Raw genomic sequence first — 25,275 nt, forward strand, 5'->3', positions numbered from 1 at the left:
TCCGCGCCCGGTCGGCAGCGAGTCCATACCGGCCGGGATGGCGTCCGGCCGGATCACCGACAACCCGGTATTCGCCCTGATAGACCGGTCAGTCGCGGGCCTTGGGACGTATCCTGCTGGAGCGAGTGGCGACAACCGCGGCCGCACTGATGTAGCCTTGTTGTTGAAGATTCAACATTGGAGCCGCCTGATGAGCACCATGCCTGTGCTGTACCTCAGCCACGGCGCGCCGCCGCTCGCCGATGACCCGGTCTGGACGCGCCAGCTGGCGCAGTGGTCGCGTGACCTGCCGCGACCCACGGCGATCTTGGTGGTGTCGGCGCACTGGGAAGAGGCCCCGCTGACCATTGGCGCGACCACGTCCCAGCCGCTCGTGTACGACTTCTGGGGCTTCCCCGAGCGCTACTACCAGGTCCAGTACGCGGCGCCCGGCGCTCCGGAGCTCGCCGCGAAGGTCCGCAAACTCGTGCAGTCGCCCGAGACGCCGGTGCGCGAGGAGCCGTCGCGGGGCCTGGACCATGGCGCGTACGTGCCGCTCGTCGAGATGTACCCGGACGCGAACGTCCCCGTGCTGCAGATCTCGATGCCGACGCTGGACCCGACCGGTTTGCTCGATCTCGGTCGCAAGCTGGCGCCGTTGCGTGACGAAGGCGTGCTGATCATCGGCAGCGGCTTCTTCACCCACAACCTCACCGGCATGAACATGGCCGCGGGCACGGACATCACGCCGCCACAGTGGTCGAGCGAGTTCGACGACTGGGGCAGGCAGGTGCTCACCGAACGGGACATCGACGCGCTGCTTGACTTCGACCGCAAGGCACCCGCCGCGCGGCTCGCGCATCCGCGGACCGAACACTTCGCGCCGCTGTTCGTCTCGCTCGGCGCGAGCATCGACCGCAACGAGCACGCGGACACCACGATCGACGGTTACTGGTACGGCCTGTCGAAGCGATCACTGCAATTCGACTGAGAACTCACCGGCCAGGGTCCTTGTGAGTCCTACTTGGACAGTGGAGACTCGGCGCATGCGCGCGCCGGAACTCATCGTCGGGGTGTTGCGTGGCAAAGGTTTGCTCGATCCCCGGACCGGACTGCCCGGCCGTGAACTGCTGATCGACCGCCTCAGCCTCGCCCTCACCCGAGCCAGGACACACGGCACTCTGGTGAGCCTCGTGCTCGTCCCCGGGAACGCCGAAGTGGCGATGCTGCTGAGGAAAACGATGCGCGACGACCACACCGTCGCCAGGTACGAACCGCTCCTGGTCGCGATCGTCGCCGAACACCCGCACGGCGACGCCCGCCCGATCGTGGAGCGTGTCCGGACTGTCACCAGCGCCAGAACTGCGTGGTACACCAGCGATGGCACTGCGCGCGTGCACGAAGTGCTGTTCCGCGCCGAAGCCACGTTGATCCGGCAAGCCGGTCCACAGCAAAACGGGCCCGGGAGCTTCGTTGCTCCCGGGCCCGGTCAGCGCAACCCGCGACTCAGATCTTCGGCAACGAGAGCAGACCGGTCAGGGCCTTGAGCTTGGTCAGCTCCTTGAGCTTCGACAGGTCGTTGATGCTCGGCATCCCCGGGGTCTCGACGCCGGACACCGCGGGCAGGTTCTCAGGCACGCCGCCGCTCTGCACGCTGACGGTCTGCGGCGCGGTGGCGGGCAGCTGCGGGATGTCGGTCTGCGAGTCGGCGGCGGCCGCCTCCGAATTGGCGACCTCCTGGACGTCCACGCCGTCGACGCCACGAGCCACCTTCTCGACGAGACGCTTGTGGCCGTCCTCGCCCAGCAGCGGCAGGCGGTGTTGCTGCAGCATGTCGACGATCGGGGAGTCGGTGATGTCGCTGGGCCGGGTCGGCAGCTTGGGCAGCGGGATCAGCTGCGAGAGGTCGAGGGGCAGCCCGTCGAGGCTCGCCGTGGGCAGACCGAGGTCGCCGGTCAGCAGGTTGCTCGGCGCCAAACCGTCGGTCGGCAGTCCTTCGGTCGCCACAGTCCCTTCGGCTGCCAGCACGTCCTGGATGGGCAGGCCGTCGGTCGGCAGCAACTGCTTGGTCGTCAGCAGGTCCTGGGTCGGCAGCAGCCCGGCCATGTCGGTCAGGTCGCCGAGGCCGAGCAGGTCCTTGGCGAGCGAGGCGGCCTTGAGCAGGTCGTCCAGTTCGCCGGTGCCGGTCAGGTCGCCGAGCGGGAGGTCGCCGAGCGGCAGGTTGCGCGACTCCGCGCCGGGCATCGTCGGCATGGTGGGCATGGTCGGCAGGAGCGAAGTGCTTTCGGTCAGATTCGACAGGCTGTCCAGGTTGGTCAGCGCGCCCAGGCCGGACAGCGGCAGCTCCGGCACGGTGGGCACCGGCGCGGCGGCCGCCTGGAAGAGGCCGAAGCCGACGGCGCAGGCGGCGGTCGCGGTCACGAAGATGCTGCGGCGGATGGTCTTACGCACGAGATTTCTCCTAGAAAACGGGTGAGGAACAAGGGATTCCGAGTGGCCGGGGACAACGCCCCGGCCACTACCGGGGTCACGTCAACTTCGGCAGGTCATCGAAGTCCGGCTGCACGGGCAGCTGCTTGACCACGTCGATGGCGGGCAGCGTCTGCGTCACGTCCAGTGTGGACGGATCGGCGGCGCGGAGGATGTTCTGGATGCGCGACAGCTGAACGCCGTTGATGCTGCCGGTACCCAGCGCCTCACTGTCTACATTGGACAGTACCGGAAGCCCGTTGGGCCGTGCCGACCGGGTCCGGTCCTCCGACCGGGCCTCGGCCATGCCGATCGGCTGCGTCCGGGTGATGTCGTCGGCGACGTCGTCCAGGAACGGCAGGCCGAAGGCGCCGACGTTCGCGGCGTCCAGGTCCGGTGCCACGCTGAACTGCGACCTGACCAGCCTGTCCGGCAGCCCGGCCAGGTCGTTGACCGGGGTGTCCGTACGGGTCTGCTGCGGCGGGAAGGTTCCCCACACCGGCAGCCGCGGCAGCTTGTCGGCGGCCAGCCCGCCACCCTGACCGATGGGCAGCTCGACGATCGGCGCGGTGTCCTCGAGCTTGGCCAGCGGGTTGGTCCTGCCGTTCGCGACGGCGTGTGCCACAACGGGGACGGGAACGGCGAACACCTGCGGAGCGGCACCGGCCGGGGCCGAGTGGTTGACGCCGGACAGCGTGTGCAGCGGACCGTCGGTGGTGGCGGCACCGCCCACGTTCGTGCTGGTGTCGTTCTGCGCGGCACCGGTGGAGTGACCACCGCCGGAAGCGGCGTTGCCGTAGGCCTGCGGAGCGGCCCCGACAGGCGCGGTGAACAGGTTGCCGGACAGCGAACCGAAGTCACCGCTGCTCTTCGCGTCACCGCCGGACAGCGCGTTGGTGTCGTTCTGCGCGGTACCGGTTCCGTTGCCGACGACCGAAACCGCGTCGCCGAAGCCCTGCGGGCTCCCGGCGACCGGCACGCTGGCCAGGTTGCCGGACAGGTTGCCGCCCTTGGCGGACGTGGTGTCGTGGCCACCGGTGACGGCGGTGATCTCGTTCGGCCCGGTGCCGTTGGCGGTCCCGCCGACGCCGGCCGCGTCGCCGAAGACCTGGGCGATCGCGGCGACCGGCACGTCGGCCAGGTTGCCGGAGACCGAACCACGGTCGCCGTTGGTGGTGATGTCGCCGCCGTTGGTGACCTTGGTGTTGTTGTCGCCCCTGCCGTTCACCAGGCCGGAGAGCGCCGTGGCGTTGCCGAAGGTGTGGCTGGCCGCCAGCGGCTGAGCGCTGGCCACGTTGCCGGAGACCGAACCGTCCGCGCCGTTGGTCACCACGTCGCCACCAGCGGTGGAGGCGGTGGTGTTGTCGGCGGAACCGTCGACGACCGAGGCGATTCCGGCCGCGTCGCCGAAGAGTTGGACCGCACCGGCGCCGGGCACGGAGGCCGCGTTGCCGTTGATCGTTCCGGCCTTGCCGTCGGTGCTGATCCCGCCACCGGAGGTGGACGAACTCTCCCCGGTCACCCACGAGTTGGACTTGCCCAGCACGCCCGTGGCCGTTCCGAAGGCCTGCGAGGGCATGGCCACCGGGGCGGCCGCGACGTTGCCGGACCCGGCGCCGCCGGTGCCCTGGGCGATGGCCGGGCCGCCGGCCTTGGCCGTGGTCTGCTTGATCGCGGAGGCGTTGGAGATGCCGCCGCCCGTGGCGGAGTTGCCGAACAGCTGCGCCGGACCGGCCAGCGAGGTGACCACCGCGTTCGACGCCAGCACACCGGCGTCGTCGTGGGTGTTGGTCGCGGCACCGGCCACGGTGACCTTGTTCTCGTCGACCTTGCTGGAGGACAGGCCGCCGACGTTGGCGGTGTTGCTGAACACTTCGGCGGGCATGCCGACGGCCGGGGTCACGGCGTTGCCGCCGCCCGTGCTGTCGTTGCCCGTCGTCCCGGTGTAGCCACCGGCGGTGGTGGTCACGTCGTTGCAGACATCGGAGTTGCCGCGGCCGAGAACGGTCGCCGAGTTGCTCAGCACGTGGACGGGGCCGGCGGCCGACGGCCGTATGGCGCTACCGCCGATGACGGACTTGTCCGCGTGCACAACCGACTCGCCACCCGCGGTGGTGACCTTCTGCTCACCGACGAGCGCCTCGGCCTGGCCACCCACCGAATCCGCGAGACCGAAGCCCTGGGCGGGCATCGCCACAGCGGCGCTGCCGACCGTGCCGGAGGCCACGCTGTTGTCCGCGTTGGACAGCCCGTTCCCGCCGGCCTTGGTGACCGTGCCGTTCAGCGAGTCGGTCTTGGAGGTGCCGAGCACGCTGGCGGCGTTGCCGAACGTCTCGGCCGGGCCGGCCACGGCCGGATCGGCGATGGTCCCGGCCAGCACGGCGTCCTTGCCGCTGGTGACCGTGGTGCCACCGGCGTTCGACACGTCCGAGTTGACGTGGTCGACGCTGGTCAGGCCGGCCGCCGTCGGCGATCCGGCGAAGACCTGCACCGGCGAAGCGACCGACGGGGTCAGCGCGGTACCGCCACCGGTGGACTTGGTGCCGTCGGTCGCGGTGGACCCGCCTGCCTTGGTGACGGTCCCGGTGCCGCCGACGCAGTCCCCGGTGCCCAGCACGGTCACCGCGTTACAGGTCGCGTCGGCCGTCGTGGCGATCGCGGGCTCGGCGACAGCGCCGGACAGCACCGACTCCCGGCCGCTGGTGGAGATGTAGCCGGCGCCGTTCTTGGCACCGATCGGCTGCCCGGCGGTCGCGCCGACCAGGTTCTTCTCGTCGACCCAGGACTTGCCGCCCGCGGAGATGGCGTTGCCGTGCACCGCGGACGGCAGGGCGACCGGGACACCCGTGCCGGTACCGGCGACGACACTGTTGTCGCCGTTGGTCTTGATGGTGCCCGGCGCGTGCGCCTGGTCGTCCATGTCGGTGGTGGCTTTGGCGATCCCAGCGCCGCTGACCGCGTTACCGGTGACCTGAGCAGGCGTGGCCAGCTGCTCGGACACCACGTTGCCGGCCAGCACACTGTCGCCGCCGTTGGTGACGACGTCGCCACCGACGACGGTGGCGCTCCTGGACACGTAGTTCGTGGTCGCCTTGCCGGATGCTGCGGCCGCGTTGCCGCTGACCCGGACCGGCATGGCCCAGTCGAGGTTGACGACGTTGCCGGCGCCGACCGCGTCCTGGCCGTCGGTGTACACCGGCGAGTGCCCGGCGTACGTCTCGTTCGAGGTGGCGTTCACGTGCGCGTCGTGGCCTGCGGCGATCGCGTTGCCCGCGGCCTCGACGGGGACGATCATGTCCCCACTGACTTTGTTGCCTTGGAACACATCCTTGGCTTTCGGCGTGATACGGCCGATGCCGGGCAGTTTCTGTTCCGCCAGCCTGCCCGCGACCGACTGGGCCTTTTCGATGATGGGAGCGGCCTTCGCGACGGGCGTGCCCTTCGTCACCGCCTCCGTGCTCACCACGACATCGCGGTTCACGGTGGGGATGTTTTTCTGGCCGAACGGGGTGCCGATCGCGTTGTCGTGCACCCTTACCGGAATCTTCACTCGCGGATCGAGCGGCGAGGCCGGCCGATCCGGGTTGACGTTCTCGTTGGCAGAAGCGATGCCGGTACCGAGCATCAGCAAACCACCGGTGATCAGCGCGGTCTGGAGACTGCGCCGCGCCCAGGTTTGCATCGGGGTGTTTCTCCTTTTCCTTGTGCATGCAAGGGATGGGAAACGGGTGGCCGGACGCGAGAGGCGTCGGGGCATGCGACCACCCGGGTCTGAGGGGTGGGATGCGCGGCCGGCAGCGCGAAAGCACACGGGCGCCGTCAGAGGCCGCGCGTGGTTGAGTCAGTCAGGGGTGACGCCGGGCTGCGCACCGGCAGCCGGGGAAACGTGCTGCGAGATCAGGCGCAGCGCCTGCGAGGTGGCCGATCCGGAAGCCGGGAAGGGCCACGCGTGAGCACCCGCGATGCCGAAGTCGTCGTTCGATCCGCTGGTGCCGCACGAGGAGCACGCGCCGGCGGGCGCGGCCGGTGCGGGCAACGGCATCGGCATCGGCAGGCGGGGGAGAGCGGGGAGTTCCGGTGCCGGGTCGCCTGCCGACGGGGCAAGCCGGGGCGACTCGGCAACGGAGGCACGACGCACGTCGTGCGCCGCCACTCGCTCCGGACCAGGGGTGACGACCGGAACGAGCTGGGGGATGGCGGCGACCGGGGTGACGACCGGCGACTCGTCACCGGGCGTCAGAATCCGGAGCCTGGCAGGCGTGGTCTCGCCGGACTCGGTCCGGGGCGCGGGCAGGCTCAGGTGCGCCGCGACCTTTCCGACCGTGTCCCGCACCCGCCGGCCGACCTCTTCGAGCTCGGCGGACGGGGCCTGCGGCGCCGGCAACACCGTGTCGACGAAGTCCTTGAACTGCTGGGCATCCTGCGGGGCGAACGAGGAATCCACAGGCGCGGCAACGGTCAGGGCGTCGACGACCGGCTTGATGGCGTCGTCCGGTTCGGACGACTGCGCCGACGCGGTCGCTGTCGACAGCAACCACGCGGCGGCGGCACCTCCGACGATCACGGCGGCACGCGAAAGGACGCGCCGCACTCGGGCGCCCCTCTCGGTCCTTGCCGTGTCCACGGTTCGATGCCTGTCTTTCCGGTCTGGCGATGGTGGTCCGCACACCCGGCATCGGATGGATCACGTCCGGGGTGCGTCGCAAGACTGCCAAACCGACCCCGCCCGGCGCACGCCCGAAGCGACCAGTCCGCTCGATCGTGTGAACCTGCTCAAGTCCGCTTCAGCAGCCGTGTCGCGCCGGCGGCCACTGTGGTCGCCAGCACCCAGCCCGCGGCGATGAGGACTCCGGAGACCCACTCGGACGGCCCGGCCATCCGCCACATCCTGTCCTGGCCCAGATCGATGATGGGCAGCAACAGATCCATCGACAGCAGCGCCGGGCTCCACACCGGATTCTGGTCGTTGTCCAGTTTGGACAGTTCGTGCGACGCGAACCACACCGTGCCGGCGAGCCAGAACACCGCCAGCCACACCACCGCGAGCCAGGGGCGGTAGCCGAAGCCGACCGTCTTGTCCTGCAACACCCCCCAGATCCGGCCGGGCCACTTCAGTTCCGTGTGCCGCCTTCGCTGCTTCTCCATCAGCACCTTCTCGGCGAGCTCCTCCTCGCCCGCGTCCCGGTACACGGTCACCAGCTGGTCGTACGGCCCGGGCGCGAAATCCGGCTGCACCTGGCGCAACCACCGCAGCCGGTCCTTGACGGTGGCGTTCCCGTTGGCCTCGATGGACTCGTACACGAAGTCGTCGACGTCCACTCCGCACGTGGCGGCCCACAGCCCGGGGCCGTCGGACAACTTGCGGACATGCGCGTTGCCAAGGCGGACGGCCCCTTGCGGCGGTTCGTCCGGTGCGAAGTGCATGACGAGGTGGTGTGCGGTCAGTCCATAGCCGTCGAACGCGACGCTGTCCGGCCGGCCGTCCCCGATCGTCGCGTGCGACAGGTGCACGGTGTGCCGGATCTCCGCCACCCGCGCGCTCACGCCGCCCGTCGCGACGACGTTCCTGCTGCACAACAGGTTGTGACCGATGGAAGCGAACTGGAGGTCCAGCGAGGGCTTGCGGGTCCCGTTGGCGCGCAGCCGGGGCTCGGTGAACGTCGAGCCGGTGACGTTCAGCGAAGCGCCGATCCTGGCGTCCTGTAACCGGATCGACCCGGTGGCCTGAACGCCCTCCAGGAACAGGGTTTCGCCGATCGACAGCCGGTCGGCGAACAACGCGTCCCGTCCGGCGCAGTGCAGCCGTGCGCCGGACAGGCTGGCACTGCCGTCGATCTTCGCGCCGGGCAGCCGGACCTGGCCGTAGGCGACCAGCGGTTTCTCGTTCGGCGCACCGGCGATCGCGCCCGATCGCGCGTTCAGGTCGCCGCCGAGTTCGATGCCGTCGCCGAACAGCGCGCACGGAGCGCGGTACGGGTCGGGTTCGTCCTCCTCGCATCCCAGCGTGGCGCCGGTGAGCCGGAGGAAGCCGCCGATCCGGGCGTCCGCGAGCCGCACCGAGCCACGGGCGGAGAAGCCGTTGTCCAGGGAGACGTTGCCTTCCACCCTGATCCGGTCGGCGTCCAGCGGTGGCCTGCCGGGCGGCGCGGTCATGTCCGCGCCGGTGAACCTCGCGTCGCCGCCGATGTGCGCGCCCCGGAACAGAACCCGGCCGACCGACCGGAACCGGCCGCCCTTGGCGTCGGCCAACAGGTTGCCCTCGACGGTCAGGCCGCTGCCGTCCAGCGCGATGCCGTCCCGGTTGGTCAGGCACGCCCCGGTCAGTTGCAGGTTCCCGCCGACCTTCGCGCCCGACAACCGCATCTCGCCGTTGGTGCGCAACACCACAGCCTGCAGCGATCCGGAGATCCGCAGTCGTGCGCCGAGGAACGGGCCGTGCAGCACGGCACCGGAGATCCGCAGCGATCCGTCGATGCTGGCGTCGGTCAGGTCCAGCGCGCCGTCACACGTGAACCGCGGCTCCAGGATCAGGTCGCTCTCCACGCGCAGGTTGCGGCCGATCACGCCAGGCATCCGGCACGCGTGCATGCGCAACCCGATCAGCCGGGCCATCCGCAGGTCCAGCCGGTGCTCGAACACGCAGTCCCGCAGGTCGATCACCTGCCGGACACGTTTGCCCTGCAGGCTGAAGTACTCGGTGACCCGCGCCCCGGTCAGCCGGATCACGCTGGGCGACTCCGACCCGTCGAGCAGCTCGGCGAGCACCTGGCCACGGATCGCCTTGCCGCCCAGATCGATCCGGTCACCACGCCGGAACGCGTCGACGAGGTGCTGCTCGGTCTCGGTCAGCTCGTAACGGGACACACCGCGATTCTTTCGTGCCGACCCTTGTGCACGGCGCCCTTTCGCAGGCCCGTACCGATAACGTGACGCGCGTGACAACCGAGCCGAGGAAGCGGCCTGTGGCCCCGATCGAAGTGACGAATGTGGTGCCACGCGGCCTGCGGGTCGCCGCCGCGCTGGCGTGGCGGCTGGCCGTGGTCGCCTTGGCCCTGTACGGGATCATGCTTGTCGCCGGGTACTTCGCCACCGTGCTCATCCCGGTCGGGATCGCCCTGCTGCTCGCGGCGTTGATGGTCCCGGCGGTCGACAAGCTGGTCGAGTGGCGGATAGCGAAGGGGTTCTCCACCGCGATCGTGCTGATCGCGGGCCTCGGGGTGATCGGTGGCCTGCTGACGTTCGTGATCTCGGAGTTCTCCAGCGGCCTGCCGCAGTTGCAGACCCAGGTCGGCCAGTCGCTGGACACCATCGAGAACTGGCTGGAGCACGGCCCGCTGCACCTGCGTGACGAACAGATCAGGGACTTCATCAGCAACATCATCGAGACGATCAAGACCAACCAGGCCGCGATCACCTCGGGCGCGCTGACCACCGCGGTCAGCATCGGCGAGATCCTCGCCGGGTTCGTGCTGACGCTGTTCATCCTGATCTTCTTCCTCTACGACGGCGAGGGGATCTGGACGTTCCTGGTCCGCGGCGTGCCGGCGAACGTGCGCGAGCGGGTGGACGTGGCCGGCCGGCGCAGCTTCTCCTCGCTGGTCAGCTACGTGCGGGCGACCGCGGCCGTCGCGGTGGTCGACGCGGTCGGCATCGGCATCGGCCTGGCGATCGTGGGCGTGCCGCTCGTGGTCCCGTTGTCCGCACTGGTGTTCCTCGGCGCGTTCATCCCGATCATCGGTGCTGTCATCGCCGGGGCGGTGGCCGTGCTGGTCGCGCTGGTGGCGAACGGTTTCGTCGCGGCGCTGATCGTGCTGGCCATCGTGATCGGCGTGATGCAGCTGGAAAGTCACATCCTGCAACCGTGGCTGCTCGGCCGGGCGGTCCGGCTGCACCCGTTGGCCGTGGTCCTCGCGATCACCGCCGGGTTGGTCGCGGCTGGTATCCCCGGCGCGTTGCTCGCGGTCCCGCTGCTGGCGGTGCTGAACGCGGGCATCCGGTCGTTACTGAGTGACCGCGACCGGTTCACCGACGCCGACGACGTCGACGTGCTGGACGACGCGGGTTCGAGGCCGGGAAGCCATGCAAAGGAGTGACGCGACCACGCCGCTCTGGTCGAGCGTCGCCATTCTGCGGCTGGTGACGTTCGGCTTCGCGGTGGTGGCGGTGTTCGTGCACCAGGACCGCTATCAGCGGCCGCAGCTCGCGTGGATCGTGCTCGGCCTGATCGCGGTGTGGACGGCGTTCACCGTGAGCGCGTACCTGATGAAGTTCGGCCGCCGGGTGGCGGTGGTGTGGACGGACGTGGCGGTCACGTGCGCGCTGATGTACACCTCGGTGTGGATCTTGTCGCCCCAGCAGATGGAGGACATCGCGCCGCTGATCACGACGGTGTGGGCCAGCGAGCCGCCGATCGCGGCCGCGGTCCTCAACGGCCGGACGGCCGGTGTGCTGGCGGGGGTCGTCGTCGCGATCGCCACGGGGTTCACGCGCGGTGCGCTGACCACGGACGTGACGAGGGACGCCGTCTTGTTGATGGGCAGTGGTTTTGTGGTCGGGCTCGCCTCGGTCACGGCGAGACGCGCGCAGGAGCGGATGGCCCAGGCGGCACGAGTCGAAGCCGCGACCGCCGAACGGGAACGGCTCGCGCGCAACATCCACGACAGCGTGCTGCAGGTGCTGGCCCGGGTACGCAAGCGCGGCAACGAACTGGGTGGCGAGGCCGCCGAGCTGGCCCGGCTCGCCGGTGAGCAGGAAGTGGCGCTGAGATCACTGGTCGCGGCGGCCCCACCGGACTCCACCGACGACGGCACCACGGATCTGCGGTCGCGCCTGCAGGTGATGGAAACCGGGACCGTGCAGGTCTCCGTGCCCGGCACGGCCGTGCAACTGCCCGAGACGACAGTCACAGAGCTGACGTCCCTGGTGTCCGAGGCCCTGGTGAATGTGGCCAGGCACGCGGGCGACGGCGCCCGGGCCTGGGTGCTGCTCGAGGACCTCGGTGACGAGGTGGTGATCAGCGTGCGGGACGACGGGGCCGGGATTCCCGCGGGCCGGCTGGATCAGGCGGCGTCCGATGGCAGGCTGGGAGTGGCCCGGTCCATTCGTGGGCGTGTCGCCGACCTGGGTGGCACGATCACCCTGGAGACCGCGCCCGGCGCGGGCACCGAATGGGAGATCCGGATTCCGCGGGAGCCGGGCGGCCGGAAGGCGCGTCACAGGATGGGAGGTGGCCGATGACCAAGGCGATTTCGGTGATGGTCGTCGACGACCATCCGATGTGGCGTGACGGCGTGGCCCGTGATCTGGGGGAACGTGGCTTCGACGTCCGCGCGACGGCAGGCGACGCGGGTGCGGCGGTGCGGATCGCCAGGACGGTCACGCCGGACGTCGTGCTGATGGACCTGCAACTGGGCGACGAGTCCGGGGTGGACGCGACCCGCCAGATCGTCCAGGACGTGCCGGGCACGCGGGTGCTCGTGCTGTCGGCCAGCGGCGCGCACAGTGACGTCCTCGAAGCCGTGAAAGCCGGCGCCTCGGGTTATCTGGTGAAGTCCGCGTCGGCCGAGGAACTCGTGGACGCGGTGAACCGGACCGCGGACGGCGACGCGGTGTTCACCGCCGGGCTGGCCGGGCTCGTGCTCGGCGAGTACCGCAGGATGGCGGCCGCGCCCGCGGAGGCCGAGGCCGCGCCGAAACTCACCGACCGGGAGACCGAGGTGCTCCGGCTGGTGGCCAAGGGGATGACCGCACGGCAGATCGCCGACCGGCTCGTGCTGTCGCACCGGACCGTGGAGAACCATGTCCAGTCGACGTTGCGCAAACTGCAGCTGCACAACCGGGTCGAACTGGCTCGTTACGCGATCGAGCACGGTCTCGACGCCGAGTGACAGTAGGGTTTGCGCGTGACCGACCCACGCGACCTCCGTGTGTCCGACAGCGAACGTGAACACGTCGTGGGACTGCTGCACAAGGCGCTGGCGCAGGCCCTGATCACGCCGGAAGAGTTCACCACGCGCTCGGCGGCCGCGCTGGCCGCCAGGACCAGGTCCGAGCTGAACGGTGTGTTGATCGACATCCCGGGCGTCGTGCGTACCGGAACCGTGCCCGAACAGCGCCTCGAACTGCGCAGTGTGTTGTCGAAGATCCGTCGCCGTGGCCGGTGGGACGTGCCGAGCGAACTGGTCGTGCACTGTGATCAGAGCTGGTGTGAGCTCGACTTCGCGGTCGCCCGCATCCCGTACCAGGTGGTCAAGGTCGAGTTCGATGTGCGGGCCGCGCACGTACGGCTGATGCTGCCGTACGAATCGACGTTGGACGCGTCGATGCTGCAGGTGATGAACTGCCGCTACGTCAACAAAGTGCGACCCGGGCCGGTGCCCGGGCCGCAGTTCCAGCTCAGCGGGAAGGTGCGCGGCGGCACGTTGACCATCACCCGGCCGCCGGTCCTGCGGCTCGGTTCGGTGATGGTGCGCTTCCCGTTGAAGATCGACCGGATCGACTAGGCCGTGTTTCAAATGCCCGATCGCGATAGCCGGGCCGGATGCGGCCCCTGACGCCACCGCGGGACCGCCCAAAGACAACCAGTATTCGCGGCGATCCCGCGGCGACGCCAGGAACCGCCCCGATCCCGACTCTCATCGACCGGGACATTCAAAACACGACCTAGCTCAGCATCGCGTGCACGGCCGCCCGCGCGTCCGCGGGCGTGTGTGACACCAGTGCGGCCCTGGCGACCTGGCGGTAGGTGTCCTCGGTCTGCTTGGCCAGTGCCGCACCGACTTTGCGGATCGCGGCCGCGTTCATCGACAGGCTGCTGATGCCCAGGCCGACGAGCACACCCGCGAGGTTCGGGTCTGCGGCCGCCTCACCACAGACGCCCGCGGGCTTGCCCGCCTTGGTCGCCGCCTGGCCGATCATGCCGATCAGTCGCAGCAACGCCGGCTGCCACGGGTCGTTGAGGGCCGCCACGGCGCCGAGCTGACGGTCCGCCGCGAGGGTGTACTGCGCGAGATCGTTGGTGCCGATGCTGACGAACTCCACGACGCCGAAGATCTCGTCGGCGACCAGTGCCGCCGCCGGGACCTCGATCATCACGCCCGCTCGTTCGACACCCGCGGCGTGCGCCCGCTCGGCGAACCACGCGGCTTCTTCGACAGTCGCGACCATCGGCGCCATCACGGAGACTTCCGCGCCCGTCTGGTCGGCGGCGGCGACGATCGCGGCGAGCTGGCGGTCCAGGACGCCGACCCGTTCGCGGGACACGCGGATGCCGCGCACACCGAGCGCCGGGTTGGGCTCGGGATCGGGTGAGAGGAACGCGAGTGGCTTGTCCGCGCCTGCGTCGAGCGTCCGGACGATGATCGGTTTCCCGTGAAACGGTGCCAGCACCGCGGCGTACGCGGCCTGCTGTTCTTCGACCGTCGGTTCGTCAGTCGCGTCGAGGTACGAGAACTCAGTACGGAACAGGCCGACACCTTCGGCGCCCGCGTCCACGGCCGCCTGTGCGTCCTTCGCGGAACCGACGTTCGCCAGCACCTTGATCCGCATGCCGTCCGCGGTCACGCCCACGCCGTTCCAGTCCGCCGAAGCGCTGACTTCCGCGGCGAACGGCGTGATCGGGCCGCTCGGCACCTCGACCACACCGGTCGCACCGTTGACGATCAGCTGCTTCGGCTCGGCCGCGAGCACCCCACGAACCGCGACGACCGCGGGAATTCCCAGCGCCCTGGCCAGAATCGCGGTGTGACTGGTCGGCCCGCCCTCCTCGGTGACCAGGGCGAGCACCTTCGCCGGGTCGAGCCCGGCCGTGTCCGCGGGCGCGAGGTCCTGCGCGACAAGCACACTCGGTTCGGTCAGGTCCGGAACTCCGGGTGGTGCGATGCCCAACAGGTCAGCCACCACGCGGTCGCGGACGTCCTCGATGTCACGGACCCGCTCGGCCATGTAGCCGCCCGCCGCGCGCAACGCGTCGGCGAAACCCGCGGCCGCTTCGTAAACCGCACGGGCGGCAGGCAACTGCTTGGTGGTGACGAGTTGTTCGGCCTGCGTGACCAACGCGGGGTCCGCGGCCATCATCGCCGTGGTCTCGAGAAGTTGTTTCGCCTCACCGGTCGCCGCTTCCGCCCGCGCCGTCAGATCGGCCGCGACACGTTGCGTCGCGGGTGCGATCCGCTGCGACTCGGCCGCGGGATCAGACGGAGGCGGGCCCGCGGGTGGTTCCCCCGCGGGCTGCGCGACCACGACTACCGGGCCTGCGGCCCGACCAGGACTTACGCCGACACCACTGAACATGGCCCGACATTACCCGCGAACTTCCTCCGCTGTGGGATACGACGGCTGGGCACCTTTGCGGGTGACCGAGATGGCGGCGACCTTGACGGCGAGGTGTGCCGCCGTGACCAGATCGGCACCTTCCGCCAGTTGAGCGGCGAGCGCGCCGGTGAACGCGTCGCCCGCGCCGGTGGTGTCCACGGCGTCCACCTTGGGTGATTCGACCTCGTGGGTGCCGTCGGCCTCGATCACCAACGCACCGCGGGCGCCCAGCGTGACCACGGCCGAACGCGGCCCGAGATCGAGCAGTCCGCGCAGATCAGCGCCTTGGCCGATCAGCTGGGCGGCTTCGTGTTCGTTGACCACGACCGGGTCCAGTGCGGCCAGCGTTCCCGCGGACAACTCGGCCATCGGCGAAATGTTGACGACCGGCCGGATTCCGCGCTGCACAGCCACCGCCACCGCGTGCTCCACCGTCGGCAACGGGACTTCCAGCGACGCGACGAGCACGCGGGCATCCGCCAGATCCACGTCCTGCTCGCTCAACGCGCTGTTCGCACCAGGGGAAACGAGGATCGAGTTCTCGCCGTCCGGCGTGACGAAGATGTACGCGGCCCCCGTCGGCCGATCGCTGCGCCGCACCAGCGAAGTGTCCACACCGGCCGTGCGCAACGATTCGAGCAATAGTTCGCCGTGGCCGTCGTTCCCGACCGCGCCGAGCAAAGCCACCTTCGCACCCAGCCTGGCGGCGGCCACCGCGGTGTTCGCGCCCTTGCCGCCCGGGAGCACCGAAGTATCCGAGCCGAGCACCGTTTCCCCTGGCCCCGGCCGCCTTTCGACGGCCACTACCAGGTCGGCATTGGCCGAGCCCACCACGATAAGATCCAGCCCGAGATCAACTCCCACGGGCGACACCTAACCATGCGAAAGCCTGGGCGTCATGCGCATCTGTTAACGATTGCGGCTCTCTGTGGATGGTTGGTGCCACAATGTGAGTGAACGTCGTGTATACCCGTCGGGGACAGATAGGCCCTCGCTGCGACCATCATCGCAGTGGTGGGGTTCAGTTCCGCCAGATGGCGAAACTGGACTTCTGTGCTGTCGGTGTCGGTCGTGTAGCCCCCCGAGCGACCGGCACCGGCAGCACAATTAACGGATCCGGTGTCGGTCGTGTAGCCCCGCGGTGCCGATCCGGGGCGAACCGGCACCGGCAGCACAATTACGGCCTTCCAGCGCTAACGGCGTCGGTCGTGTAGCCCCGCAGTGCCGATCCGGGGCGAACCGGCACCGGCAGCACAATTAACCGCCTTCCCAGCGCTAACGGCGTCGGTCGTGTAGCCCCGCGGTGCCGATCCGGGGCGAACCGGCACCGGCAGCACAATTAACGGATCCGGTGTCGGTCGTGTAGCCCCGCGGCGCCGATCCGGGGCGAACCGGCACCGGCAGCACAATTACGGCCTTCCCAGCGCTAACGGCGTCGGTCGTGTAGCCCCGCGGCGCCGATCCGGGACGAACCGGCACCGGCAGCACAATTAACCCTAAACCCGCTCCAACTCTTTCTTATTTGATATATCAGCTTCGCCCATGCCTGCTTTCTGTTGCAGGCGCTTCAGGGACCTGGGCGCCCACCAGACGGCGTCGCCGAGCAGGCGCATGACCGCCGGAACAAGCGTCATCCGCACAACGGTCGCATCCAACACGAGAGCGACGATCATTCCTACGCCGACGAAACGCATCATCGAAAGCTCCGACAACGCGAACGCGCCGGTGACGACGATGAGCAGCACCGCGGCCGCGCTGATCATCCGGCCGGTACGGACCAGTCCCGTCTGGATCGCGTCCGGTGTGCTCAGCCCGGACTGCCGTGCCTCGATCATCCTGGACAGCAGGAATGTCTCGTAGTCCGTGGACAATCCGAACACGACCGCGCCGATCAGCACGAACATCCCGGCCTGCAACGGTTCCGGCGTGACGCCGAGCAAGTCGGCGCCGTGTCCCGACTGGAAGACGAAGACCAGCACGCCGTACGTCGCCGACAGGCTCAACGCGCTCATCAGCACTGCCTTGACGGGCAGCAACACCGAGCCGAAGGCCAGGAACATCAGGATCAACGTGGCGACCACCAGAATCCCGACCATCAGCGGCGCGTTCTCCACAATGGACTGGTTGGCGTCCATCACCTCGGCGGTCAGCCCGCCGACCAACACCTGGGAACCGCTCGGCGGCGGCAAGGCGCGTAAGCCGTCCACAGCCTGACGTGCGGCGTCACCGACCGGTTCGCCGGCCAGCTGGGCGTGGATCAGCGTGACGCCGTCACGTCCCGCGCTGACCGCGGCCTGTTCCACGCCAGGGATTTCGTTCACCTGCGAGACGAACTGCTCCACGTTGGCGTTCCCGCGCACCACGATCTCGGCGGTGTTGCTGCCGACGGCGGGGAAGTTGCCGTTGATGGTCTCGATGGCCTGGCGGGTCGGGTCGTCCGACGGAAGCTGCTTCTCGGTCACCGCACCGAAGCTGACCTTCGCGAACGGCAGCGCCATGACCACCAGCACGGCCAGGATCGGCAACGCGAACACAACCGGCCTGCGCATCACCGCGCGGCCGAGGCGCGCCAGCCCGCGCGGGTCACTGACCGGCTTGTCACGCCGCCACGGCAGAGACAGCCTGTCCACCTTGGGCCCGAGGATGCCAAGCATCGCGGGGAGCAGGGTCAACGAGATCACCGCCGCGATCGCGACCGCGGACATCCCGCCGTACGCCATGGACCTCAGGAAGTCGAGCGGGAACACCAGCAGCCCGGCCAGCGCGATCACCAGCAGTGTCGCGGAGAACGCGATGGTCCGGCCCGCTGTGGCCACCGTCCGGCGCACGGCCTCCTCGGTGCCGCGGCCTTCGGCGAGTTCCTCACGGAACCGCCCGACAGCGAACAGCCCGTAGTCGATGGCCAGGCCAAGGCCCAGCAGTGTGGCCACGTTGATGGCGAAGTTGTTCACGTCCACCACGTACGACAGCGCGTTCAACACGCCGAGCGACCCGAGAATCGCCAGGCCGCCGACCAGTACCGGCAGCAGCGCGGCCACCACGCCGCCGAAGATCAGTAACAGCAACAGCAGCACGACCGGCAGCGAGATGGCTTCGGCCATGGTCAGGTCGGACTTCGACTGTTCGCCGATGGTGTGTTCCATCGCGGTCGTGCCCGCGACTTGTTCGCGGAGCCCGTCGACGGCCAGCTTGTCCTTGATGCGCTCGAAATTCGCCAGTCGCGCGCTCTCGTCGTCGCCTGTCAGGGTGATGGTCACGAGGCCGTGTCGTTTTCCGGCGTCGGCCAGTGCCGGATTCTTGGTTTCCCAGTACGAGACGCGTTGTCGGACGGCATCGGCGGGCAGCATGTTGAGCTTGCCGACAACTCGGGCGGCCAGGGCGGGATCGTCGACGGACTTGCCCTCGCCCGCGTCGTAGACCACGACGACATCGCTTTCCCGCTGACCAAGGGCCTGTTCGGCGATCCGGCCCGCCTCGGCGGACTGGCTGGATTCGTTGTAGTACCCGCCTTGTTTCATCCGGTCGAAAACGCCGAAACCCCACAGTCCACCGAGGACCGCCAGGACGAGGACCGTGACCAGTACGGTCCACCGCCTGCGGTGCGCCACCATTCCCCAGTTGCTGAACACTTGTCCGTCCTCCCGTTTCGGTGGTGCACGACGGCCGTCGTGACTACCGTCGGCGTGAACGGGTCGAAACCTCGGTAAACACCGTTCACTGTCGCTGAGGGCCAGAGTACGGATGGTTAACGGTGTTTACAAGACGATGGAGTCAACCATGAGCGAGCCCACACGGCGCGAGCGTGCCCGGGCGGCGACGGATCGCGAGATCCGTCAGCAGGCACGCACCCTGCTGATCAACGAAGGGCCCGAGGCGGTCACGCTGCGCGCGATCGCCCGGCAGCTCGGCATCACCGCACCGGCGCTCTACCGCTACTACTCCTCACGCGAGGACCTGGTGCGCCACGTCCGCATGGACATCTGCGCCGATCTCGCCGACGACCTGACGGCCGATTTGGCCGAGGTGCCGGAGAGCGACACCGTGCAGCAGGTGCTGACGATCTGCCGCGGCTTCCGGCGCTGGGCGCTGGCGCACCCGCGCGAGTTCTCGATGGTCTTCGCGACCCCGCAGGGCACGACCGACGACCTGGCCGCCGACCCCTTCGGCCGGATCTTCCTGTCGGTCGCGGGCAAGGTGCTGATCACCAAGCAGATCAGCCCGCCGCCGGACGACGCCGTCCCGCTGCCGATGCGGGCCGACCTCGAGGCCTTCCGCGCGGATCTGTTGTCGACGATCGCGCACTCCGGGGTGGCCGTCCCGGAGGACATCCTGAGCCTCGGGACCGCGTACATGATCCTCCAGTTCTGGGTCCGGCTCTACGGCCAGGTCGCGCTGGAGGTGTTCGGCCACTTCCCGATGCTGATCAGCAACACTGAGAACTTCTTCGAGATCATGCTGGCCGACCTAGTCGCGGACGCCGGGCTGAACGTCACGTGACGTCCTATCTCGAACGCCGTCGGCACATCACCGAACGTGCGCCGCACGCCGACCTGGCCGAGGTCTGGGACGAGGACCCGGACCTCGCGCTCGACATGGCCGAAGTGGTCAACCACCTGCCGACCTTGCGGCGCGGACTGACATCCGGCGTCGTCGACCGGCAAAAACGAGTCGCGGCTTCGTCCAGCCTGCCCCGGCTCGATCCCCGCGTGGTCGTCGAGGCCCTGCCCGACTTGCCGATGGACGTCCGCCGTGTGTTGTTCCGCCGGGTCAGGTCCAAGCGGATGACCGCGCTCGCCGACGCACTCCTGTTGCCACTGCACGACTCGTGGGGCGCGTACGAGGCTGCCCAGTTGCTGCCGGTGTGCAGCCGTCAGGTCGTGGCGGAGTGGCTGCCCAAGCTGGAACACGTCGTCTCGTTGAGTGCGATCGCCAGGCGCTACCCGGACCTCATACTGGCCAAGGCACAGGCGGAACTGCCGGACGCGGACCGGGACGCGTGGTGGGGCCGCAACCTGGTCGCCGTCGACGAGGTGATCCCGCACTTCCCCGCCGAGGTGCTCGACCTGGTCGAACAGTTCGGGCCGACCACACTCATGCCGTTCACCCAGGCGAGGTCGGCGTATTTGGCCAAAGTCGACGCCGGTCGGTTCCTCCGCGTGTTACGGAACCGGAGCTACCAGCTCAGCAGGTCCGCGTACCGCGTGTTGGCCGAGGCCAACCCGCCTGAGCTGGTGTGGCTCGGCCGCCAGGACGCGCTTCCGGTGTTGCGCGCCATGCCGCCGTCCCGGCGCGAGGCGTTCTGGGACGCGGTCAACGCGGACAAGGACATGAGCCAAGCCGACATCGGCTTCCAGACCATGCATGTCCTGCCTCGCGAACGGCGTGCCGACGAGGCCCGTCGCATGCGGGCGATCGCGTTGAAAGAAGGCAAGGAGAACAAGGCCAACCTGCTCGCACAGTTCCTGCCGTACGACGAAGGCCGTGCGATCCTGACTGAACTGACGTACGCGGGTGAGGCGACCGATCGCCAGCTGGGTTACGGACTGCTGGTCGGCTGTGCCGCCAAGGACTTCCGGCTCGCCGAACTGCTGCCGTGGCTGGTCGACCGGCTCAAGCGGGACCAGGACCCGGTGCGGGTGGCGGCTTTCCGGGCGTTGACGGCGGCAAGCCCTCGCGCGTTCGGCGAGGCGGCCGAACTGACCCAACTGGCCACTGATGCCTTCAACGCACGCGACCTGTCCGTCGAATCGACCGACGCGCTGCTCCGGCTTTGCCTGAAACTGCTGGTGCACAACGACTCCCAGGTCGCGCTGGGAATCATCGAGGCGCTGTGGAAGCGGGACAGTCCGACCGGGCTCGGGCGACTGGACCGGATGTTGCGGCGCGGCCAGGAGCACGACATCTACCGCGTGCTCGCGCCGGTCATCCACGAACACGCGGCGCGGGCGACCTACTACCCGGCGCTGGTCCTGGCCGGCTCACTCGGCCGCCGCGCCTGGGACATGCCGGACCTGCTCGAACCGCTCTGGTCGGCGATCAAGGACGGCGACGACGCCGAAGCCAGGTCGGCGATCCGTTACCTGCTCGCCGATCCGCGCGCACGCGGTGAACGGGTCGAGCGAGTCCTGGCGATCGAGCCGAGTGCGGTGTTCCTGCCGCAGGTGATGAACGTCGTGCAGTCGGCCCGTACCGACCTGCTCGACCTGGTGTTCGGCGACGAACCACCGCACGGCCGGTTCGCACCCGGCGATGTCCGGCGGATTCCGTTGGGAATGCGGCAAACCCAGCGGTGGCTGCCGTCGCAGCGAGCCCGGTACGCCGAGTTGCTGGAGTCCTTGGCGGACTCGGACCACTCGCGGGAAGTCCGCGCAGCGGCGGTCCGGACGCTGGGCACTGTTCGCGGCCACAACGCGATCCGTTATCTGTCCACGGAGGACGAACTGATCGCCCAGGCCGCGATCACCGTCCTGCCGTTGCTCCCGGACCCGGTCGAAGCGCTCCGGCTGCTGATGGACCGGGCGCTGTCGGACAACCGTGGCCAGGCCGAACTCACCGCGATGTACACGATCCGCCGTTGCGCACGCCGAATCCCGCCGAGCGTGCTGGCCGAAACGCTTGCCGTGCAAGGTGGACGGGTCACGGTCCGCAAGGAACTCGTCCGGCTGATCAGCGACTTCCGCCTGCCGGACACCGTGGGCATGCTGCATCGCGCGTGGCACGGGGAGAACCAGCACCGCGATGTCCGGGCGGCGATCGCGTTCCAGGCACTGTCCTGGTTGGACGATCCTCGGGCCTGGGAACTGTTGCGTACGGCCGTGACCGGTCCACGCGAGGTCGCCATGCAGACGCTCCGGGTGCAGCCGTACTCGGTTCCCGTTCAGCACAGGGCCTCGGTCGCCGCGCTGATCCACGAAGTCGCGACCGGCTCGGACGAACGCCTGCGCGGCGAAGCACTGTCCCAGCTCAGTGCCTGGTTGCCGTGGTATCCCGAGGCTTTGCCGGTCCTGCGTGACGTCATCACGAATCTCGACGAGCGGGCAACGTGGCGCGCGGCGGTCAACGGCCTGATCCGCCTCGTGTGGCAGCCTGAAATCCAGGCCGCGGTACTTGATGTCCTGCGGACGTTGGCCACGGCCACGGGCCACGACGCGCAGAGCGACCGGGACCGCCCGGCATTGCAGCGGATGCGGGCGATCTTCGACGGGCTGTACCGCATGTCGAGCTGGCGTCAGCGCATGCACGACTTCGCCGGCGACTTGGTCGAGGCACTGTCCGGGGTCGAGGAGATCCGGCGGGAGCTGGTCCAGCTCAAGTTCGCGACGGTCCGGTTCTCCTCGCCGGACGAAAGCGAGCCCGTCGCGGATCTTCGTGCCGTCGACGCCCTGGTGGCAGGCCGTCCACTGCTCGCGAGCAACGCGATCTGGAACGTGCGGGCACGCCAGTGGAACGCCGACGCCATGCTCACCGCCGCCCGTAGCGTCACGAGCGGTCACCTGGCGTTACGGCTGCTCGCCATCGGCGGACCGCATTTCGGCTGGCCCGAGCGCTGGCGCGAGCTGCTGCGAGAGCTGCGCAGGCACCCGGACGCCGACGTGCGGGACGCCGCCATGCAGATCATGACGGCGTCCGAATGACTCAGAGGACCACGTTCACCAGACGGCCGGGCACCACGATCACCTTGCGGGGCTCGTTGCCTCCGGTCAGCGCGACGATCTTCTCGTCGGCCAGGGCGGCGGCCTTCACGTCGTCCTGACTCGCGTCCGCGGCGACGGTCACCCGTGACCGGACCTTGCCGTTGACCTGCACCGGGTACTCGATGGTGTCCTCGACCAGGTACCGCTCGTCCGCCACCGGGAACGGGCCGTGGATCAGCGACTGCTTGCCCAGCCGCGACCACAGCTCCTCCGCCACGTGCGGGGCCAGCGGAGCCAGCATCAGCACCAGCGGTTCGACCAGGGCACGCGGCGTGCCCGCGGTCGAGCTGTAGGTCTTGGTCAGGTGGTTGTTCAGCTCGATCAGCTTGGCGCCCGCGGTGTTGAACCGCATCTCCCGGTAGTCCTCCCGGACCCCGGCGATGGCCTTGTTCAGCTGCCGCAGGTCGGTCTCGGTCGGCTCGTCGTCGGTGACCCGCAGCTCGCCGGTCACCTCGTCGACGACGTTGCGCCACAGGCGCTGCAGGAACCTGTGCGCACCGACGACGTCCTTGGTCGCCCACGGACGCGAGACCTCCATGGGGCCCATGGACATCTCGTACAGCCGGAACGTGTCCGCGCCGTACGTCTCGCACATCTCGTCCGGGGTGACGACGTTGCGCTCGGTCTTGCCCATCTTGCCGTAGGTCTGGGTGACCTCCTGGCCTTCGTAGAAGAACTTGCCGTTCTCCTCGACGACCTCGGCCGCGGGCACGAACTGGCCACGGGAGTCGGTGTACGCGTACGCCTGGATGTAGCCCTGGTTGAACAGCTTGCGGTACGGCTCGGGCGAGCTGACATGGCCCAGGTCGTACAGCACCTTCTGCCAGAACCGCGAGTACAGCAGGTGCAGCACCGCGTGCTCGACGCCGCCGATGTACAGGTCGACGCCGCCCGGGTCGTTGCCCCCGAACTTCTCGGTGCGCGGGCCCAGCCAGTAGCGCTCGTTCTCCGGGTCGGAGAAGCGCTCGTCGTTGGTCGGGTCGACATAGCGCAGCTGGTACCAGCACGAACCCGCCCAGTTGGGCATCGTGTTGGTGTCCCGGCGATACGTCTTCTTGCCGTCGCCCAGGTCCAGCTCGACGTTCACCCAGTCGGTCGCGCGCGACAGCGGCGGCGACGGCTCGGTGTCCGCGTCCTCCGGGTCGTACGTGGTTGGGGAGTAGTCGTCGACCTCGGGCAGCTCGATCGGCAGCATGCTCGCCGGCACCGGGTGCGGCAGGCCGTCCTCGTCGTAGACGATCGGGAACGGCTCGCCCCAGTAACGCTGCCGGGAGAACAGCCAGTCGCGCAGCTTGTACTGGATGGTGCCGCGGCCGCGGCCGTGCTCCTCCAGCCACGCGATGATCGTTTTCTTGGCCTCGTCGATCCCCATCCCGTCCAGGAAGCCCGAGTTGATCGCCGGGCCCTCGCCGGTGTACGCCTCGCCGTCGAAGCCCTCGCTGGGCTCGACGGTCCGGATGATCGGCAGGCCGAACGCCGTGGCGAAGTCCCAGTCGCGCTGGTCCTGGCCGGGCACCGCCATGATCGCGCCGGTGCCGTAGCCCATCAGCACGTAGTCGGCGATGAACACCGGGATCTTGGCACCGTTCACCGGGTTGGTGGCGTACGCACCGGTGAACACACCGGTCTTGTCCTTGTTCTCCTGACGGTCCAGTTCGGACTTCATCGACGCGGCACGCCGGTACGCCGCGATGGCCTGCGCCGGGGTGGCGGCGTCACCGGTCCACCGGCTGTCCACATCGGACGGCCACGCGGCCGCCGCGATCCGGTCGACCAGCGGGTGCTCCGGAGCCAGCACCATGTACGTGGCGCCGAACAGGGTGTCCGGCCGGGTCGTGAACACCTCGATGTCGGTGTCCGACACCGCGAACTTGACCTGCGCGCCGTGCGAGCGGCCGATCCAGTTGCGCTGCATCGCCTTGATCTTGTCCGGCCAGTCCAGCCGGTCCAGGTCGTCGATCAGCCGGTCGGCGTACGCGGTGATCCGCATCATCCACTGCCGCAGGTTGCGGCGGAACACCGGGAAGTTGCCGCGCTCGGACCGGCCGTCCGCGGTGACCTCCTCGTTGGAGATGACCGTGCCCAGGCCCGGCACCCAGTTCACCGGCGCGTCGGACAGGTAGACCAGCCGGTGCGAGTTGATGATCTCCTGCTGCTCGACCACGGTCAGCTCGCACCAGTTGCGGCCGTCCGGCGTGCGCCGCTTGTCCTGCGCGTACTGCGTGACCAGCTCGTCGATCGGCCGCGCCTTGCCGGCCTTCTCGTCGTACCAGGAGTTGTAGATCTGCAGGAAGATCCACTGGGTCCACTTGTAGTAGCCCGGGTCGATGGTGGAGATCCGGCGCCGCTCGTCGTGGCCCAGGCCCAGCCTGCGGATCTGCCGCAGGTAGGTGTTGATGTTGTCCTCGGTGGTCTTGCGCGGGTGCTGGCCGGTCCGGATGGCGTACTGCTCGGCGGGCAGGCCGAACGCGTCGAAGCCCATCGTGTGCAGCACGTTGTGGCCCAGCATCCGGTGGTAGCGGGCGAAGACGTCGGTGCCGATGAACCCCAGCGGGTGACCGACGTGCAGCCCCGCTCCGGACGGGTACGGGAACATGTCCTGGACGAACATCTTGTCGTCCGGGACGTCCCCCGCGAGCGGGCCGACCGGGTTGGGCGCCTCGTAGGAGCCGTGCTCCTGCCAGTATTGCTGCCACTTCCGCTCGATCTCGCCGGCCAGCGCGGCCGTGTAGCGGTGCGCCGGTACAGCCTCAGCGCTTTCGCTCATCGCTTGTCCTTCCGCCAGGATTCTCGGCCCTGAACAACGCGAAACCCCTCAGCC

At 69.1% G+C, this 25,275-nt stretch carries 16 protein-coding genes; 8 read left to right on the forward strand and 8 right to left on the reverse strand.

The genetic code is table 11. The annotated features are described in order from the left end of the window. Nucleotides 1-190 precede the first annotated feature (190 nt). Nucleotides 191-970, forward strand: coding sequence for a dioxygenase family protein (locus GC106_RS05930; RefSeq protein ID WP_173125214.1), 780 nt, complete (start codon nucleotides 191-193; stop codon nucleotides 968-970). A 55-nt stretch (nucleotides 971-1,025) separates the two neighbouring features. After that, a complete protein-coding gene (locus GC106_RS05935) occupies nucleotides 1,026-1,526 on the forward strand; it encodes a nucleotidyl cyclase domain-containing protein (RefSeq protein ID WP_173125216.1) in 501 nt (166 codons plus the stop codon). Here GC106_RS05935 and GC106_RS05940 read toward each other — a convergent pair. From GC106_RS05940 to GC106_RS05955, 4 genes are all read right to left on the reverse strand, one after another. Then, a complete protein-coding gene (locus GC106_RS05940; RefSeq protein WP_173125218.1) occupies nucleotides 1,486-2,430 on the reverse strand; it encodes a hypothetical protein in 945 nt (314 codons plus the stop codon). The genes GC106_RS05935 and GC106_RS05940 overlap by 41 nt on opposite strands. Before the next feature lie 76 nt (nucleotides 2,431-2,506). Then, nucleotides 2,507-6,130 (reverse strand): beta strand repeat-containing protein, encoded by a 3,624-nt coding sequence (locus tag GC106_RS05945; RefSeq protein ID WP_173125220.1) that lies wholly within the window; start codon nucleotides 6,128-6,130, stop codon nucleotides 2,507-2,509. Between the two features lie 159 nt (nucleotides 6,131-6,289). Beyond that, complete coding sequence (locus tag GC106_RS05950) at nucleotides 6,290-7,039, reverse strand: hypothetical protein (RefSeq protein ID WP_173125235.1); 750 nt, start codon at nucleotides 7,037-7,039, stop codon at nucleotides 6,290-6,292. Nucleotides 7,040-7,221: 182 nt separating this feature from the next. Further along, nucleotides 7,222-9,312, reverse strand: a complete 2,091-nt coding sequence (locus GC106_RS05955) for a translocation/assembly module TamB domain-containing protein (protein WP_312872458.1) — start codon at nucleotides 9,310-9,312, stop codon at nucleotides 7,222-7,224. 98 nt (nucleotides 9,313-9,410) lie between these two features. Here GC106_RS05955 and GC106_RS05960 point away from each other — a divergent pair, with 98 nt between their 5' ends. Genes GC106_RS05960 through GC106_RS05975 form a run of 4 tightly spaced genes read left to right on the forward strand, consistent with a single transcriptional unit; the run spans nucleotide 9,411 to nucleotide 12,950 of the window. Continuing rightward, the gene (locus GC106_RS05960) at nucleotides 9,411-10,541 is read left to right on the forward strand and encodes an AI-2E family transporter (RefSeq protein ID WP_312872459.1); all 1,131 of its coding nucleotides are present in this window, start codon (nucleotides 9,411-9,413) and stop codon (nucleotides 10,539-10,541) included. Continuing rightward, complete coding sequence (gene macS / locus GC106_RS05965) at nucleotides 10,528-11,685, forward strand: MacS family sensor histidine kinase (RefSeq protein ID WP_173125237.1); 1,158 nt, start codon at nucleotides 10,528-10,530, stop codon at nucleotides 11,683-11,685. Before GC106_RS05960 ends, macS begins: the two co-directional genes overlap by 14 nt. Further along, a complete protein-coding gene (locus GC106_RS05970; protein WP_173125239.1) occupies nucleotides 11,682-12,335 on the forward strand; it encodes a response regulator in 654 nt (217 codons plus the stop codon). Before macS ends, GC106_RS05970 begins: the two co-directional genes overlap by 4 nt. 15 nt (nucleotides 12,336-12,350) lie before the next feature. Continuing rightward, on the forward strand, nucleotides 12,351-12,950 hold the full coding sequence (locus GC106_RS05975; RefSeq protein WP_173125241.1) for a DUF1707 SHOCT-like domain-containing protein: 600 nt from the start codon (nucleotides 12,351-12,353) through the stop codon (nucleotides 12,948-12,950). 160 nt (nucleotides 12,951-13,110) lie between these two features. Here GC106_RS05975 and ptsP read toward each other — a convergent pair whose 3' ends face one another. The 3 genes from ptsP to GC106_RS05990 all read right to left on the reverse strand — a co-directional run bounded on the left by ptsP (nucleotide 13,111) and on the right by GC106_RS05990 (nucleotide 18,389). Continuing rightward, entirely contained in the window at nucleotides 13,111-14,739 is a 1,629-nt protein-coding gene (ptsP, locus tag GC106_RS05980) for a phosphoenolpyruvate--protein phosphotransferase (RefSeq protein ID WP_173125243.1), read from the reverse strand. Between the two features lie 9 nt (nucleotides 14,740-14,748). Continuing rightward, on the reverse strand, nucleotides 14,749-15,624 hold the full coding sequence (locus GC106_RS05985) for a ribokinase (RefSeq protein ID WP_312872460.1): 876 nt from the start codon (nucleotides 15,622-15,624) through the stop codon (nucleotides 14,749-14,751). A gap of 632 nt (nucleotides 15,625-16,256) precedes the next feature. Continuing rightward, nucleotides 16,257-18,389, reverse strand: coding sequence for an MMPL family transporter (locus GC106_RS05990; protein ID WP_312872461.1), 2,133 nt, complete (start codon nucleotides 18,387-18,389; stop codon nucleotides 16,257-16,259). A gap of 148 nt (nucleotides 18,390-18,537) precedes the next feature. Between GC106_RS05990 and GC106_RS05995 the strand changes: the two genes are divergently transcribed. Together GC106_RS05995 and GC106_RS06000 are read left to right on the forward strand one after the other, a co-directional pair. Beyond that, the gene (locus GC106_RS05995; RefSeq protein WP_173125245.1) at nucleotides 18,538-19,257 is read left to right on the forward strand and encodes a TetR/AcrR family transcriptional regulator; all 720 of its coding nucleotides are present in this window, start codon (nucleotides 18,538-18,540) and stop codon (nucleotides 19,255-19,257) included. Further along, the gene (locus GC106_RS06000; RefSeq protein WP_173125247.1) at nucleotides 19,254-22,394 is read left to right on the forward strand and encodes a hypothetical protein; all 3,141 of its coding nucleotides are present in this window, start codon (nucleotides 19,254-19,256) and stop codon (nucleotides 22,392-22,394) included. The genes GC106_RS05995 and GC106_RS06000 overlap by 4 nt, the downstream gene beginning before the upstream one ends. Nucleotide 22,395: 1 nt before the next feature. Here GC106_RS06000 and leuS read toward each other — a convergent pair whose 3' ends face one another. Next, the gene (gene leuS, locus GC106_RS06005; protein WP_173125250.1) at nucleotides 22,396-25,221 is read right to left on the reverse strand and encodes a leucine--tRNA ligase; all 2,826 of its coding nucleotides are present in this window, start codon (nucleotides 25,219-25,221) and stop codon (nucleotides 22,396-22,398) included. Nucleotides 25,222-25,275 lie beyond the last annotated feature (54 nt).

Origin of the sequence: Kibdelosporangium persicum (assembly GCF_013280595.1) — a bacterium.
Classification (GTDB): domain Bacteria; phylum Actinomycetota; class Actinomycetes; order Mycobacteriales; family Pseudonocardiaceae; genus Kibdelosporangium; species Kibdelosporangium persicum.

Bases quoted from the DNA above. Each gene is read 5' to 3' on its own strand.
- GC106_RS05930 (WP_173125214.1), top strand. From the start codon at position 191: ATGAGCACCATGCCTGTGCTGTACCTCAGCCACGGCGCGCCGCCGCTC.
- GC106_RS05935 (WP_173125216.1), top strand. From the start codon at position 1,026: ATGCGCGCGCCGGAACTCATCGTCGGGGTGTTGCGTGGCAAAGGTTTG.
- GC106_RS05945 (WP_173125220.1), bottom strand. From the start codon at position 6,130: ATGCAAACCTGGGCGCGGCGCAGTCTCCAGACCGCGCTGATCACCGGT.
- macS (WP_173125237.1), top strand. From the start codon at position 10,528: ATGCAAAGGAGTGACGCGACCACGCCGCTCTGGTCGAGCGTCGCCATT.
- GC106_RS05970 (WP_173125239.1), top strand. From the start codon at position 11,682: ATGACCAAGGCGATTTCGGTGATGGTCGTCGACGACCATCCGATGTGG.
- ptsP (WP_173125243.1), bottom strand. From the start codon at position 14,739: ATGTTCAGTGGTGTCGGCGTAAGTCCTGGTCGGGCCGCAGGCCCGGTA.
- GC106_RS05995 (WP_173125245.1), top strand. From the start codon at position 18,538: ATGAGCGAGCCCACACGGCGCGAGCGTGCCCGGGCGGCGACGGATCGC.
- leuS (WP_173125250.1), bottom strand. From the start codon at position 25,221: ATGAGCGAAAGCGCTGAGGCTGTACCGGCGCACCGCTACACGGCCGCG.